Consider the following 13181-nt stretch of genomic DNA (forward strand, 5'->3'; position numbering starts at 1 on the left):
GTAAGACTCTCGAGCACAATACTGGTGATTGGTGGCGCGCTGCCCTCAGTGAACCGAATCTCGATGGCCTACTCGAAAAGGCGCATATCTGGGAACGAGACCAAGATCCCGATGGAACCAGTCTCCATCGAGCTAAGCGGCATGATGACAAGACGATCGCCGTGATCCGATTCCTGGACACTCCACTAGCCGACTCAGCCTACGCGCCTGGAACTGCCCGATCGGTAGGAGCCTCGTAATGGCACGAAGCTACAGCGACCGCACTCTCAAGCAGCTCTTTATTATGTCGGGACATCATTGCGCGCACCCTGAGTGCACGACACGAACAGTCGAGTACACGGACGATGGCCCTGAGATCCTAGGGGATATCGCGCATATCGAAGCGTCGTCTGACAACGGTCCCCGACGGAACCTGTCGCTCGCGCCTAGAGAGCGTGATGGATACGCAAACCTGCTCGTTCTTTGCGCTCATCATCACCGGCTCGTCGACCGACTGGACTCCGAGTATCCCGTCGAAGAGCTTCGCGAGTGGAAACGCCAAGCGGAGCGTGAGACCCGAGAAAAGCTAGCTGCCGGCGCTACTCAGATATCATTCGCCGAGCTTGAAATGGTTTGCAATGCATTCGTCGATGGAGACGTGGAATACCCATCCACGCCGATGTTGGCTGCACCGCCACAGGAGAAGATGCGTGCCAATGGTCTCACGAATGCCATACGGCCGCAGATGTCGATCGGGCTAGCACAAGCCCCCCAAGCTGCTGAGTATATTGCGCGACAAGCGCAATTGTCGAGCAAGTTCCCAGGACGATTGCTGCAGGGGTTTGCGACGCGCTATGACGCTCTCAGAGAGTCCGGAATCGAAGGTGATGCGCTCTTTCTGGAATTGATCGAGTACGGCACCCGTGCAACATCGCCTCAAATAACTGGCGCCGAACGGTGGGTATTTCAAGCGGCCGTGACCGCGGTCGTCTGCCATCTGTTCCAAGTATGTGACCTATTCGATGCGCCATGAGCCTGCTTCCAACAAAGTACGTCGATGCAAGGCGGAGTGTCCTGGGACGATCAGCGACACTTCTGGAGTGCCGACGGCCCAACCAGACGGTGAGCGAACTCTGGATGGCTGTTCGGCACGAAAGCGACTCAATCAATTTCGGCGAGTATTCTGAAGCTCTGACACTTCTATTTCTGCTCGGTGCCGTGGATTTGGACCGAGGAAAACTAGTCTGGGATGTGGACAAATGAAGCTCGCGGCCCTGTCCGCCAATTTTAGCGAATTTCACCCGATTCTGTTCAACGACGATCTGAGCGTTATACTAGCTGAGCGCAGTCAGGGCGCGGCGGATACGGAATCGCGTAACGGCCTAGGCAAGACTACTGCCGTCGCTTTGGTTGACTTCTGCCTCGGATCGAACATGGGTGAGCATCTGCGTCAGATGATGGGACGGGACTGGACATTCAAGTTAGATCTCGTGTTGCCGGGCGGCGCTGAGATCTCGGCAAGTCGCAGCCCAGATTTGCCGCGTGACGTGGTGATCTCCGGCGACTTGGCGCGCGCACGCGTTCCAGATTTCGACCCATCGCGAGGGGCCGACCACGTAGTACTCGGTGTGCGACGGTGGACGAGTTGGCTTGGGGAAGTGACCTTCTATCGCGGCCGTGGCTCTGAGCAAGGACCTTCCTTCCGTAGCTTGGTAAAGCACTTCATTCGCTTCCGAAGCGACTCCTTTATTGACCCGTTCCGGCCGGTCGCGAATCAGGCAGCGGCAGACGTACAACTGGAGAATGCATTTCTTCTCGACCTTGACTGGTCGCTGGTGAACGAATGGGTGAGTCTAAAGGAGAGGAGGAATCGGCTCGCGCTTGCTCGTTCGGGCGACTTGGACGTTAGCGCGCAAATCGCTGACCTGGAAGCGCAATGTGTGCGCCTCGATCGTAGGTCTGAGCGGCTGCAGCGCAACGCGGCGGGGTTCGAGATTCTTCCCGAGTTTCGCGAGATCGAGAATCGCGTGAATTCTGTCTCCCGGGCCTTGAAGGTGCTTTCAAATGCGAACGTCGCCGATCGACAGTTGCTGCAGATGTACGAGAACCAGGTGAATGAAGAGCGATCGAACCATGAGGGATGGATTGCGGAGCTTTTCGACCAGGCAAGCGTCCATCTCGGCGATGCGGTTGTAAGGAGCCTTGAGGAAGCGTCCGCATTTCGGCTCGAGGTCGAAAGGAATCGGGAGGCCTACCTTCAGGCTGAGATCCGACGTATTCGCGAGAGAACCCGCGCGCGAGAACTAGAACAGGACCAACTCGCCGCACGGCACGCGGAGGACTTGAGGTTGCTTGATTCCGGCGGTGCTCTTGAAGATTTCTCTGAATTGCAGAAGAGCATTGCGGAGGCGGTCACTCAACTTGCGGAGGCGCGGGCCAATCTTGCTACGTTGCGAGACCTTAGCGAGCGTGAGGCTCAAGTTAAGAGAGACGAATTGGACGTCGCGGCCCGGACCGAGTTGGACCTCCAGGAGCGCTTTTCTCGCCGAGAGCCTATTATTGCTCGATTCGGAGAGATTATGGAGGCATTGCTAGGCGAGTCAGCTGACATCAGAGTGCGACGGGGCAAATCCGGCTTTATGTTTGATACGAAGCTCCCACGCACAGGCTCCTCTGGCGTTAATCTCATGGCTATTTTTGCATACGACATTGCTTTGACCGAGACGCTGCAGGATGAGGGTCACGGTCTCGGGTTTCTGATCCATGACAGTCTCATTTTCGCTGATGTCGATGAGCGGCAGACGGCGATAGCCATTGATATAGCGCAAAGGTCGGCAGTCGATCATGGCTATCAGTATGTACTGACAGTGAATAGCGATAAGGTGCCTTGGCATGAGTTCGGCGATCAAGAGGCATTCCGCCGGTCGATTGTGCTGACTCTCGATGACGGTAGCCCGAGCGGCAGTCTTCTCGGACTTCGACTCGACGCGTCCGAGTAGCGAGGTGTGCGGCTTGCCTCCGTGAGGACTTTCCTTACGGACTCAAGGCGCGGCTCCGCCGCGCGTGCGAGCGCCGGGAAGAACCGCGGGGCCCCGCGCTTCGCTCGCAAGCTCGCTCGCGCACCCCACTGTGCTCCCCGGCGCTCGACTTCACCCGGCCCGCTGGGTCAGCCCAAACGTCACCCCGTTGTGTTCGGCCGTCGTCGGGTCTCTACGACCTGATCGTTCTGCTCGTCCGGCTCCAGACCCTTGCGCAACCAATCCTCCCGGGCCTGGCTCGTCCCCGCGATCAGCGCCCACGTGAAGAACGGGCCGAGCGCCGCCATGATCCAGGCGAAGGTCCAAGTCTTGTCGTGCGGGTTGTAGACGTCAGACCCGTCCGGAGCGATCACGACCGGGTCGATTGCTGCTTCGGTTGCCTCGGGTTGAGGTTTCCCGAAGCCGCTGGAGAACTTGCCGCCGTCGACGTCGTGCGCGCCGTCGGCCGACTCGAACGTCCCGTACCAATGGCAGTCCTTAGGGCCGCAGTCCTCCACCAGAGGGATGAAGCGTCCTTCGATACCTCTGTGCGTCGCCTGCCAACTGTCGACCGACCAGAAGACCCCGATCGCAACCCACGCGCCGCCGAGAGCGATCGAGACAACCCAGACCAGCACAGTGACCAGCCAGAACGACACGAGTCGACGACGACGCGGTGACGGAGGCACGACGCGGGGTCTACGCAGGTCGAGCCGGGGCCGTTCGTGCCGTGCGGTGTCGGCTGGGGTCCCGTTCACCCTCAGGTTCCGGCCCCGCACCGACAGCCGAGCATCCGGCCGCCTCCGGCCCGCGTCAAGGGCGCCTGCGGCGTCGCTGCGCGATGGCCTTCGGCCACCCCTGACCCGGACCTCCGCCGACCTCTTGCGCTCCGCAATCGGTACGGCGCCTCCGAGTGTCCCCACCGGCCGGGGTGCCGAGAGGTCGCCGGATTGCCTCCGTTTTGGACGGCGGATCGATGCCGGTGGGTGCAACCCGATCCGACGGGCGGCGCCATAAAAGACCAGGTCAGTTTGACTCAAGGCGCGGCTCCGCCGCGCGTACGACCTCCCGGCGGCTCCGCGCCGCGGGGCCCCGCGGCGCGGAGCCGCCGTCCGGCCGCGGACGCAAGGGTGTCGCCAGGGCAGACCACTGACGAGGGCGACGCCTCACCCGGTCTCGTCGGACCGGGGCTCGGCAACAACTACAGGCCGCGAATCCCGGCATCGGCATCGGCATCGCTGCGCACGTTCGCCGGCCGCGACAAGCTGCGTACGGCGAGCGTGGCGGGAAGCGCGCAGATCAGGAGGACGAACGGGCCGAACGGAAAGACCGTCCCAGCGGCCACGAAAGCCATGACGCAGGCGGCACCGACGGCTGTAATCACGGGGCGCCATCGGCTGGCGCGCACACCGGCAACAGCCGCGAGCACGATGGCGATCAGCGCTACGACCAGCGCGCCCCAAGCCATCCCGGACTCGAAGACACCACCCGACCGGTACGCCTCGAAGTCGTCGACCTGGTTACGGGCGTAGGTGAGGTCCTCGAGGCGGAAGGTGTCGCGCCAGGCGAGGACGTTCTCGCACATGAGCCATGTTGCGGCCATCACCGCGACGATGACCGCACCCGTCCCTACCGCGGCCCACCGCTCCTGCTTCACGTCCATGATCGATCCCTGTTCTTCGCAGTAGGTCCGAATGCTTGCACGAACAGCGGTGCGGGTAGCTGTTTGTGGGGCCCAAAGCCACGGCTGAACTTCCCTGTCGGAGCTCGCGAACCGTCTCACCGTCCGGCCCCGCACCGACAGCCGAGCATCCGGTCGGGTTCGAGCTTCTATGTGAGCCCGACCACGCTTGCATCCGCGGTAGGGCTGACAGACTGCGACCATGTCCACGACCGGCGGAACCAGCGGAGAGACCGCGGAGGTCAAGCAGTTCCTCTACCACTGGGGGAACAGGATGGAGCCTGACCTCGCGACAGGTCATTTCGCCGTCATGGCTCAGGTTCTTATCGGTACGACGTCGAGCGACCTGGCGGACTCCTTCGACTGCGTCGTGTGTTCACCCAGTTGGTTTGCCGAGTGGTACAGCGCCGAGAGATGGGATGGCGACGACATCGCTGAGGATGTGCTTCCCGGCGGCAACGTGCTCCCCGTGACCGGCGTGTGGCTCATGAGGTACTGGTCGTCGGCCGCGTTCGAGGCCGGCGTCCATCGGCTGGTCTCCGCATGCAGCCCGGCTCCGGACTGGGGAGAGCTCGCGAACCGTATCGGCCGCGTCTTGCCCTGGGAGTACGACTACAGGCACGACGGGACCGTCAACCAGAAGGCGGGGTTGCCGCGCCCCGACCTGTCTTTCTGGCACGGCGACTGACTCGTCCCGCGACGGCGGTTCAGGCGCACCGGCTAGAGGGTCCCGCCGGCTTCGATGCGCAGCCCGCACGCCCACCAGTCGCCGTCGAGCCGGGTGGGGGCTTCGCAGATCATCCCCTGCATGTCCCGACCCGACGGCGAGGACCCGGGCATGAACCAGAAGCCGCCGGCGTCGTCCGGGACCGCGGCCCACTGCGGGACGAAGACGCCGCCGGAACCGGCGGGGGAGACGACGCCGCGGACGGCGACCGGTCGGAGAGCGCGGGGGAGCGTGGCGTCGCGGGCCGCTGAGCCTGAATCGGCCACAGCGGGGAGGCCGATGACCCGGTCGAGCTGAGGTCGCATCGAGGTGAACAGGGCCTCCGCCCCCGGGTAGGGCACGGCCGGTGCGACGAGCGCGGCCACGGTTCCCAGCGCGATGACCGGCGCTGCGACCCATCGAGGCCGCGCCAGCCGGCCGACGATCCAGACCAGAAGACTCAACGCGACGACAGCACCCACGAGACGGAACGGCACTCCCGGGCCGCGGGTCCACACCGTCCAGCCCAGCGGCTGGGGGAGCACGCCCTCCACGGCGAGCAGCGAGGCGATCCGACCTGACAGGGCGGCAAGCCACGCGGCGCAGCACCCCACGAGCACGAGCCCGGTCGGCACACGCCGGCGCCCCGTCGTCGTCATGGCCGGAACCGTAGCGCCTGGCCGGCCGATACCCGCCGATCAGCCTTCAGTACATGGTGCGTTTTCTGCTCGCAGCACCGGCGATGGCCACCGCCGTCGCGAAAAGGGTGACGACCATCGCCGCCGCCATGATCGACGCGTCGAGGGGCAGCATCGCGCAACCGGCCGACGAGTCCTCGTCCGGGCAGGTGCGCCACGGCTGCAGGAAGTAGACGACGGACACGATCGCCCCCAGGACGGCGAGCGTCGTGCCTCCGATGAGCATCGCCGTCGACGTGCGTGTCCTCATCTGGCGAGAGTAGGTGACGGTCGGGACTCGCCCCGGCACCGCGAGGAGACTTCACCCGTGCCGCACCAGGCGCGATGAGTTGTCGCCCCTGATGCCGTCTGCAGAGTGACCGCTGAACCGAGAGGCGCACGATGAAGCTGCTGCTGACTTCCGCAGGTGTCCGGAACGTGTCGATCCGCACCGCGTTGGAGGACCTGCTCCCGCGACCTGTCGCGGACTGCACCGCCCTCGCCATCCCGACGGCGCTGTACGGGCACCCGTGGGTCGGCCCTGGCGTGAACGCGTGGAACTTCATCACGGGGACCACGGACCACCTGACCGACCAGGGCTGGAAGTCGGTGGGCGTGCTCGAGCTGACCGCGCTGCCGAGCATCCCGGAGGAGCGCTGGGTGCCGCTGGTGCGGGAGACCGACGTCCTGCTCGCCGCGGGTGGCGACGCCGGCTACCTGGCCTACTGGATGCGCCGCTCCGGCCTGGCGGACCTCCTGCCCACGCTGGACGCCGTCTGGGTGGGGATGAGCGGCGGCAGCATGGTGATGACGCCGGACATCGGCGAGGAGTTCGTCGGGTGGCTGCCGCCCGACGGCGAGGACGCCGCCACGCTCGGTGTCGTCGACTTCTCGATGTTCCCGCACCTGGGCCACCCTGACCTGCCCGACAACACGGAGGCCGCGGCCGAGAGGTGGGCGGCGAAGCTCGGCGGTCCCGCCTACACCGTCGACGACGAGACGGCGTTCGTGGTGCACGACGGCGCCGTCGAGGTCGTGTCCGAGGGGACCTGGCGCAAGCTGGCCTGACCGGCCGGCGCTGTACCTTGGCCTGCGGCGGCCGCGCATCGGCCGGCGCCGCCCAGCACAGCCCCGACCGGCCCTTTCCCCAGGAGAGCACCACCGCATGGCGACGCACCACGACGGATACCCGGACGAGCAGGGACCGAGCCCGCTCCGCGCAGCCGCGGTGGTCGGCGTCGCGCTCATCCAGGCGGGCCTGGCGGGCCTCTACCTGACGACGTGGTGGCGGCACGTCCAGAACGTCGTCGCGTCGCCCGAGGTCGTCCCGGCGCTGTTCCGCGTGCTGTCGGCGGTGCTGTTCGTGTGGGTCGTGGTCGCGGAGGTCCGCGGGCTGGTGCGCGGACGACGCTCGCCGCTGCTGGTGGTGTCGCTCGCGGGCGTCGCCACCGTCGGCGTGTTGCTGCTCGAGGTGCTCGCGCCTCGCTGACCGGTCCTGGTCAGGGGATAGGGGAAGCGCCGAGACGTTCCATCGCTGCTTCCGAGCACTTCGCCCTTGTCGTGGGCAGCACCATGTTCGCTCCGGGATAGGTCGCGTGGTAGGAGTACGGACCGACCTCGTAGGAGACGGTGCTGTACGCGAACGAGCCGCCGCTCGTGTCGACGTCCAGCACGTATGCGAGCTGCACCGACTCACCGGGTTCCAGCGTGATCCCCTCCGGCCCGACCACGGAGGTCCCTGCCCAGCCGGGGTCGTCCGGGTCGTACTCGGCGCCGAACACGATCTCCGGCGACGGCGGCACGACGCGCACCTCGTGCACGCGGAGGCCGGGTGTCCCCGCGGGCTGGATCCTGCTCACGTGCACGGTGGCGCCGGTCGTGTTCGACAGCACCGGTGCGTCGACCACCTGCAGCGGCCCGTCCCACGGCATGCAGCCGATGCCGGCGGCCGTCCGGAGCTCGTCACCATAGATCAGCGACGAACCGACGGCCCGGTAGTGCGCCCATCCACCGAGCCCGCAGGCGAGCATGAGGACGGCTGCTCCGGCGATCGGCAGCCGGTGGCGCGGGAACGGACGACCTGCTCGTGGCGCCGGCAGCGCCCCATCGACCTCGCTGACCCCGTCGTCCACGGCGAGATCGTAGGGCGGGTACGGAACGTGGCCCAGAGACTCGCCGTCATCGGCCGTCGACTTCACCCGGAGCTGCGCGTGCCGCCGACGGGCGCCGTCGTACGCTCCGGGGACAGCGGCGGGAGGCCCGCCCGCGGAGGGAGACCCCGATGCACCCACGGCCGTCGCCGGTCCTCGTCCCTGCGCCGCGGTCGCACGACGCCGCCTGGTCGCGGTGGGGCATGTGGTGGCTCCCGCTCGGCCCGGCGCTGGTCGCGTGCTACGCGACGGTCATGGTGCTGACGATCCTGGTGCTGGAGCCGCTGGCGGCGATGCCCGACCTGACCCGGGCGGAGATCTTCGCGGCGCTCGCGGCGGCGGGGTGGACGGTGGCGGGCAAGGTCCCGTTCCTGGTCGGGTGGGCGATGCTCGGCGTCGGGCTGTCGGTCGCGGGCTGCGCCGTCGCGCTCCGGCGTCGGGTGGCGCCCGACACCGCCGTGACGATCCAGATCGCCGTGCTCGCCCTGGGTGCGCCGGCCTACTTCTGGGCGTCGTTCGACATGGGCATGGACCTCGCCGACACGTTCATGATCACCGGCGGCCACCACTCCGCCGTCCCGCCCGTCCTGTACGCCGTCAGCGGCTGGGCGCTCGTGGCTCTCGTCGCGCTGCAGGTGCCGCGCGTGGTCCGATGGGTGAGCGCCCGCCGCGGCTGACCGCTCTCGCCGCACGCATCACACCTGTGGATCCGTCACGACGGTGGGTCCCGCCGCTCCGCGACGTCGCGCACCTCGTAGGCCACGGCTGGTGTCTCGGCCGTGGCGTGGCAGGTCAGCCGGGCGGGCGGACGCCGCGTGGCGACCACGGACATGACCAGCTGCCGGGTCGTGCCCGGCGTCCGCACGTCGACGCTCACCGACCAGGTGGCGTCGCCCGTGCGCACGCTGCCGAGGTACCGCACGTCGTCCCCGCCGGCCGGACCGTAGCGCTCGTGCGCCGCGACGACGGCCGCCTGCCCCGCGGGAGGCTCGGACGCGAAACCGCGGAGATGGGTCGGGTCGACGGCGCCGTCGAGCTGGGCCTCGACCGCGCGGACGGCGGTCGCGGGGTCGAGGTCGCCGTAGGTGGCGCCGCTCGGCAGCACGACGACGTTCGCCGCGAACCGGTCCCCGCCCACGTGCGAGCACTCCCACGTCTCCTCGGGCCAGTGCTCCGCGAGCGCGGCGGCCACGGGACGGCCTCGGATCGCGCAGCAGACGTCGTGGCGTCCGTGGGTGCACACGAGCAGCGTCGGCCGGACCGGCGCGACGGCGGTCGCGAGCGGCTGGGCGACACGCTCCGCGGCCTCCCGCAGGTCGGCCTCGGTGCGCCAGCGCCCCCACACTGGCTCGGTGCCCGGTGCGGTGTCGAGCACGGCCCACCGCCGCGCACCGGTCCTCGCGGGCCGTCCCGGGCGCCGGATCATCAGGAGTCGCGCGTGCGCCCCTCGGGCCGCCGTCGCCAGCTCGTGCAGCACGTCGGGCGGGACCGCGCCCGACGCGGCCGCGTCGAACGGCCAAGGCCCGGGGTTCTCGACGAGGAGCCATCGCCGCGCGGGGGCCGCGGTGGCGACCAGCGGGTCGCGGCGGTCCCGCGCGGCGTCGGCGCACCGCCACGGACCCGTCGTCGGCGCCGGGCCGGGCCCCTCGGGCCGAGGCATCCCGGGGACCCTCATGGCGCCCCCGCCGTCAGGCGTCGTCCACGACCACGACGGCGCGTGCCAGGAGACGGCGCGCCAGCGCGTCGCCGAGGGTGGCCGCTCGTGCCGTCCCTGTCACGACCAGGTCGCGCACGGCATCGACGTCGTCGGGGTCCACGCGCACGGTGCCCGCGCGGCTGACCAGGTCGGCGCCGCCGTCGTCCCGACGGCGCAGCGCGGGCGAGAGATGGGCGCGCAGCCGCAGCGTGGTGTCGTCGGTCAGGTCGTGCGCCGCGCGGAGCTGGGCCAGCGGCCCGACCGGTGCGGGACGGGCGGTGCGTCGTCGCGCCCCGTCGAGGCTGTCGGCCACGTCCGACGTCGCCACGTCCGCCAGGACCGCGGCCATCCGTTCGCGCACCAGGGCCACGTCCTCGGCGAACCTGGTCGAGCGGTCCGGGTCGAGACCGACCTCCAGCGAGGCGCGCACGCGCGGGTCCTCGGCCAGCCGGGCCACGACGAGCCGTGCGAGCTCGTCGGCCAGGGCGTGCCGCGTCCAGGCGTGCACCCCGAGGGTGAGGTGCGTGCTCACGTCCCCCAGCGCGGTCGCGGCGTGGAGGTAGCCGCGCGGCAGGTAGAGGCAGTCGCCCGGACGGAGCACAGCACGGATCGACGGAGGATCCTGAGCGGCCCGCGCCACCGCATCGCGCCGGTCCGACCACGGTTGGTCGCGCAGGGGCGACTCGAGGACGGGCGGGTGGATCCGCCACTCCTTCGCGCCGCTGATCTGCAGCACGAAGACGTCGTGGACGTCGTAGTGGTCGTCGAAACCCTGCGACTGCGGCGGCGTCACATAGGCGTTCGCCTGCACGGGATGGCCGAGCTGGGCGGCGAGGTCGGCGACGAACCGCACCAGCGGGGGCCACGTACGGTGCAGGCCCTGCAGCACGAGGGTGGATCCCTCCGCGAAGAGGGTGCTCAGCCGGGTGTCGTCGACCTGGTCGGCCACCCCCGCCCCGACACCGGCACCCGCGGTGAAGTCCCGGTTCGGCAGGGTGCTCCCGTCGCGTGCGACGCGCAGGAACGGGGTGCGCAGACCGCGCTCAGACACGAGGGCGTCGACGGCGGCCTCGCCGAACAGGTCGTCGAACACGTCGCCGCCCCGCTCGCCGGCCGTGACGAGCAGCGGTTCGCGTCCCCACAGCGCGGCGAAGGAGTCGAGCGGTCGTGCGACAAGGCGCTCCACCGGCGAAGCCGCGCTGGTCCCGCGCTCAGCGCTGGGGTGCCCGTCGACGGCGGGCACCCCAGCCTGGTCCAGCGTCATGCGCCCTGGTCGGCGCCGCCGTCCGCACCGCCATCGGCGCCGCCGTCGGCACCACCGTCGGCGCCGCCGTCGTGCACGCCCGGCACGCCTTCCGCGCCGCCGTCGGCGGGGCCCTCCGCGCCGCTGTCCGCGCCGCCGTCGGCGCCGCCGTCAGCGCCGCCGTCGTGCACGCCCGGCACGCCCTCGGCACCGCCGTCGGCAGGGCCTTCCGTGGAGTTCGGGTCGGTCTCGCTCATGATTCCCCCGTTCAGCCCCGAGAGGCAGGTGACTCCTGTGCTGCTGACGTCTCTCTTCCTACGGGCAGTGCGGTCTGCCTGCAATCGGGAAGGGCTCAGACGTCGACGAGCAGGCGGGCGATGCGGGCGTGCGTCATGAACGACTGGTTCATCCGCCGGTAGGCGTGGAAGTTCAGCACCACGTGGGCGTCCTGGCGCGGGTAGTAGAACAGGTGCGTGGCGAAGTGCCCCAGCCCGCCCACAGGCTCGGGCAGCCCGCGCAGGAAGGGCGGCGTGAACTCGCCGAACCGGACGGTGACCATGCCCGCGCCGTAGTGGATCCCCCGTCGGCGCCGGTGTCGCGGCGCGGCCATCCAGCGGAGGGTCTCCGGGGAGACCAGGCGTCCGCCGTGCAACGCCTGCTGGAACCGCACGAGGTCGGCGGGCGGGGCGACGATGCCGCCGCCTGCCCAGTCGAGGCTCAGGCTGAGGGCACGGCTGAGCTCGTGCCGGCCGAGCCAGAAGGGCGCGACGTCGAGCCCGTCGAGGTCGCCCGGGACCCGGGCGTCGCTGTACGGCGTGGACGACCCTTCCATGCCGGTGGGCTCCAGGACGCGGGTGCGCAGAACCTCGGTGAACGCCTCACCCGTGGCCTCCTCCACGACGCGCCCGAGCAGCACGAACGCCGTGTCGCCGTAGCGGAACTGACCCGGGCGCTCGCGGGCCGGCAGGCGGCGCGCCTCGTCGAGCAGCGCCGTGGGGGACCAGTACCGGTCCGGCTCCGCCGCGACGGTCCGGGTGGAGACCGCGGTCCTCGTGCCGCGGGGCGGTTCGAAGAAGTCCGGGATCCCGCTGGTGTGCGTGAGCAGGTGCTCGACGGTGACGTCGGTGCGCACGTCGACGCCCGGGGCCGCCGGCAGGCCGTCGAGGTCGGACGCGGGCAGCAGCTTCCCGAGCGGGCTGCCGACGCCGAACCGCCCCTGCTCGACGAGCATCGCCACCAGCGTCGCCGTCATGACCTTGCCGACGCTCGCAGCGTGGAACGGCTGCGACCCGCCCGACTCGAGCTCCAGTCCCGGCGCGACGACGAGCACCTGCGGCGGCGGCATCGACGTGTGGCGTCGTGCGGTCCGGTCCAGCGCCGACCTCAGGCGGTCGACCTCGCGTGTCCTGCGCATGACCCCTTCTCATCAACAAGTCTCATAGACATGTCTACTAGACAGGTCTATGAGGGTCAACGGTCTAGGGTCGGACCATGGCGCACGTGATCCTGGGGCTGCTCCTGCTGCGGCCGGCCAGCCTCTACGACCTGGTCAAGCACTTCGAGGCGTCGGTCTCGCTGTTCTACAGCGCCAGCTCGGGCAGCATCCGGCGCGCCCTCGAGACGCTGCTGACCGGCGGCCTCATCGAGGTCGCCGAGGTCGCGCCCGGCGCGCGCGGCCGCAAGACCTACCGCGTCACCGACGCCGGCCGGGCGGACTTCCGCTCCTGGCTCACCGGCCCGGTGACCGGCCCCGACGCCGACTCCGCCGTCCTGCCGCGCCTGTTCTTCCTCGGCCTGCTCGAGCCGGACGAGCGCGCCGCCGTGCTGCCGCGGCTCACGGCCCGCGTCGAGCAGGACGTGGCGCGCCTGGAGGCGCTCGAGGAGCGGCTCGCCACGCAGGAGGTCCCCGACGAGCTCGCCGACGTCTTCGCCTACCAGCGCGCCACCCTCGACCACGGCCTCGCCTCCGGTCGCTTCGCGCGCGACTGGTTCCGGCGCTTCGCGCAGGAGCACGGCGCCCCGACGCCGTGAG

Annotated in this window: 17 protein-coding genes; 8 read left to right on the forward strand and 9 right to left on the reverse strand. The window is 69.1% G+C overall.

The genetic code is table 11. The annotated features are described in order from the left end of the window. The first annotated feature begins 238 nt into the window (after window positions 1-238). Genes ACH436_RS05950 through ACH436_RS05960 form a run of 3 tightly spaced genes read left to right on the forward strand, consistent with a single transcriptional unit; the run spans window position 239 to window position 2978 of the window. Complete coding sequence (locus ACH436_RS05950; RefSeq protein WP_430559274.1) at window positions 239-1012, forward strand: hypothetical protein; 774 nt, start codon at window positions 239-241, stop codon at window positions 1010-1012. Beyond that, complete coding sequence (locus ACH436_RS05955) at window positions 1009-1242, forward strand: ABC-three component system middle component 6 (protein WP_430559275.1); 234 nt, start codon at window positions 1009-1011, stop codon at window positions 1240-1242. The genes ACH436_RS05950 and ACH436_RS05955 overlap by 4 nt, the downstream gene beginning before the upstream one ends. Then, window positions 1239-2978 carry a DUF2326 domain-containing protein gene (locus tag ACH436_RS05960; RefSeq protein WP_430559276.1) on the forward strand — a complete coding sequence of 580 codons (1740 nt, stop codon included), beginning with the start codon at window positions 1239-1241 and terminating at the stop codon, window positions 2976-2978. Before ACH436_RS05955 ends, ACH436_RS05960 begins: the two co-directional genes overlap by 4 nt. Window positions 2979-3157: 179 nt before the next feature. Here the strand turns inward: ACH436_RS05960 and ACH436_RS05965 are convergent, their stop codons facing one another. Together ACH436_RS05965 and ACH436_RS05970 are read right to left on the reverse strand one after the other, a co-directional pair. Beyond that, window positions 3158-3655: a hypothetical protein gene (locus ACH436_RS05965; RefSeq protein ID WP_430559277.1), complete on the reverse strand. Its 498-nt coding sequence runs from the start codon at window positions 3653-3655 to the stop codon at window positions 3158-3160. 542 nt (window positions 3656-4197) lie between these two features. After that, the gene (locus ACH436_RS05970) at window positions 4198-4659 is read right to left on the reverse strand and encodes a hypothetical protein (RefSeq protein WP_430559278.1); all 462 of its coding nucleotides are present in this window, start codon (window positions 4657-4659) and stop codon (window positions 4198-4200) included. Between the two features lie 220 nt (window positions 4660-4879). Between ACH436_RS05970 and ACH436_RS05975 the strand changes: the two genes are divergently transcribed. After that, entirely contained in the window at window positions 4880-5365 is a 486-nt protein-coding gene (locus ACH436_RS05975; RefSeq protein WP_430559279.1) for an Imm8 family immunity protein, read from the forward strand. Window positions 5366-5397: 32 nt separating this feature from the next. Here the strand turns inward: ACH436_RS05975 and ACH436_RS05980 are convergent, their stop codons facing one another. After that, entirely contained in the window at window positions 5398-6042 is a 645-nt protein-coding gene (locus tag ACH436_RS05980) for a hypothetical protein (RefSeq protein ID WP_430559280.1), read from the reverse strand. Window positions 6043-6088: 46 nt separating this feature from the next. Then, the gene (locus ACH436_RS05985) at window positions 6089-6331 is read right to left on the reverse strand and encodes a hypothetical protein (RefSeq protein ID WP_430559281.1); all 243 of its coding nucleotides are present in this window, start codon (window positions 6329-6331) and stop codon (window positions 6089-6091) included. Between the two features lie 131 nt (window positions 6332-6462). Between ACH436_RS05985 and ACH436_RS05990 the strand changes: the two genes are divergently transcribed. After that, on the forward strand, window positions 6463-7128 hold the full coding sequence (locus ACH436_RS05990) for a Type 1 glutamine amidotransferase-like domain-containing protein (RefSeq protein ID WP_430559282.1): 666 nt from the start codon (window positions 6463-6465) through the stop codon (window positions 7126-7128). 97 nt (window positions 7129-7225) lie between these two features. Then, a complete protein-coding gene (locus tag ACH436_RS05995) occupies window positions 7226-7549 on the forward strand; it encodes a hypothetical protein (protein WP_430559283.1) in 324 nt (107 codons plus the stop codon). 10 nt (window positions 7550-7559) lie between these two features. Here ACH436_RS05995 and ACH436_RS06000 read toward each other — a convergent pair whose 3' ends face one another. Then, entirely contained in the window at window positions 7560-8192 is a 633-nt protein-coding gene (locus tag ACH436_RS06000) for a hypothetical protein (protein WP_430559284.1), read from the reverse strand. Between the two features lie 149 nt (window positions 8193-8341). On the opposite strand from ACH436_RS06000, the gene ACH436_RS06005 reads away from it, so the two are divergent. Then, window positions 8342-8887, forward strand: a complete 546-nt coding sequence (locus ACH436_RS06005; protein ID WP_430559285.1) for a hypothetical protein — start codon at window positions 8342-8344, stop codon at window positions 8885-8887. A 35-nt stretch (window positions 8888-8922) separates the two neighbouring features. On the opposite strand, the gene ACH436_RS06010 is transcribed toward ACH436_RS06005, so the two are convergent. From ACH436_RS06010 to ACH436_RS06025, 4 genes are all read right to left on the reverse strand, one after another. Further along, on the reverse strand, window positions 8923-9870 hold the full coding sequence (locus tag ACH436_RS06010) for a sucrase ferredoxin (protein ID WP_430559286.1): 948 nt from the start codon (window positions 9868-9870) through the stop codon (window positions 8923-8925). 28 nt (window positions 9871-9898) lie between these two features. Then, window positions 9899-11170: a cupin domain-containing protein gene (locus ACH436_RS06015; protein WP_430559287.1), complete on the reverse strand. Its 1272-nt coding sequence runs from the start codon at window positions 11168-11170 to the stop codon at window positions 9899-9901. Then, window positions 11167-11406, reverse strand: a complete 240-nt coding sequence (locus tag ACH436_RS06020) for a BatC protein (protein WP_430559288.1) — start codon at window positions 11404-11406, stop codon at window positions 11167-11169. Before ACH436_RS06020 ends, ACH436_RS06015 begins: the two co-directional genes overlap by 4 nt. A 95-nt stretch (window positions 11407-11501) precedes the next feature. Next, window positions 11502-12563 (reverse strand): serine hydrolase domain-containing protein, encoded by a 1062-nt coding sequence (locus ACH436_RS06025; RefSeq protein ID WP_430559289.1) that lies wholly within the window; start codon window positions 12561-12563, stop codon window positions 11502-11504. 77 nt (window positions 12564-12640) lie between these two features. On the opposite strand from ACH436_RS06025, the gene ACH436_RS06030 reads away from it, so the two are divergent. Next, window positions 12641-13180 (forward strand): PadR family transcriptional regulator, encoded by a 540-nt coding sequence (locus ACH436_RS06030; protein ID WP_430559290.1) that lies wholly within the window; start codon window positions 12641-12643, stop codon window positions 13178-13180. Window position 13181 lies beyond the last annotated feature (1 nt).

The sequence above is a fragment of the Isoptericola sp. NPDC019693 genome, assembly GCF_044389085.1.
Classification (GTDB): Bacteria; Actinomycetota; Actinomycetes; order Actinomycetales; family Cellulomonadaceae; genus Isoptericola.

What these genes read in the sequence shown, in the direction of transcription:
- ACH436_RS05990 (WP_430559282.1), top strand. Translation starts at nt 6,463, where the DNA reads ATGAAGCTGCTGCTGACTTCCGCAGGTGTCCGGAACGTGTCGATCCGC.
- ACH436_RS05975 (WP_430559279.1), top strand. Translation starts at nt 4,880, where the DNA reads ATGTCCACGACCGGCGGAACCAGCGGAGAGACCGCGGAGGTCAAGCAG.
- ACH436_RS05955 (WP_430559275.1), top strand. Translation starts at nt 1,009, where the DNA reads ATGAGCCTGCTTCCAACAAAGTACGTCGATGCAAGGCGGAGTGTCCTG.
- ACH436_RS05960 (WP_430559276.1), top strand. Translation starts at nt 1,239, where the DNA reads ATGAAGCTCGCGGCCCTGTCCGCCAATTTTAGCGAATTTCACCCGATT.
- ACH436_RS06030 (WP_430559290.1), top strand. Translation starts at nt 12,641, where the DNA reads ATGGCGCACGTGATCCTGGGGCTGCTCCTGCTGCGGCCGGCCAGCCTC.
- ACH436_RS05985 (WP_430559281.1), bottom strand. Translation starts at nt 6,331, where the DNA reads ATGAGGACACGCACGTCGACGGCGATGCTCATCGGAGGCACGACGCTC.
- ACH436_RS06020 (WP_430559288.1), bottom strand. Translation starts at nt 11,406, where the DNA reads ATGAGCGAGACCGACCCGAACTCCACGGAAGGCCCTGCCGACGGCGGT.
- ACH436_RS06025 (WP_430559289.1), bottom strand. Translation starts at nt 12,563, where the DNA reads ATGCGCAGGACACGCGAGGTCGACCGCCTGAGGTCGGCGCTGGACCGG.
- ACH436_RS05970 (WP_430559278.1), bottom strand. Translation starts at nt 4,659, where the DNA reads ATGGACGTGAAGCAGGAGCGGTGGGCCGCGGTAGGGACGGGTGCGGTC.
- ACH436_RS06010 (WP_430559286.1), bottom strand. Translation starts at nt 9,870, where the DNA reads ATGCCTCGGCCCGAGGGGCCCGGCCCGGCGCCGACGACGGGTCCGTGG.
- ACH436_RS05950 (WP_430559274.1), top strand. Translation starts at nt 239, where the DNA reads ATGGCACGAAGCTACAGCGACCGCACTCTCAAGCAGCTCTTTATTATG.
- ACH436_RS06015 (WP_430559287.1), bottom strand. Translation starts at nt 11,170, where the DNA reads ATGACGCTGGACCAGGCTGGGGTGCCCGCCGTCGACGGGCACCCCAGC.
- ACH436_RS05980 (WP_430559280.1), bottom strand. Translation starts at nt 6,042, where the DNA reads ATGACGACGACGGGGCGCCGGCGTGTGCCGACCGGGCTCGTGCTCGTG.
- ACH436_RS05995 (WP_430559283.1), top strand. Translation starts at nt 7,226, where the DNA reads ATGGCGACGCACCACGACGGATACCCGGACGAGCAGGGACCGAGCCCG.
- ACH436_RS06005 (WP_430559285.1), top strand. Translation starts at nt 8,342, where the DNA reads ATGCACCCACGGCCGTCGCCGGTCCTCGTCCCTGCGCCGCGGTCGCAC.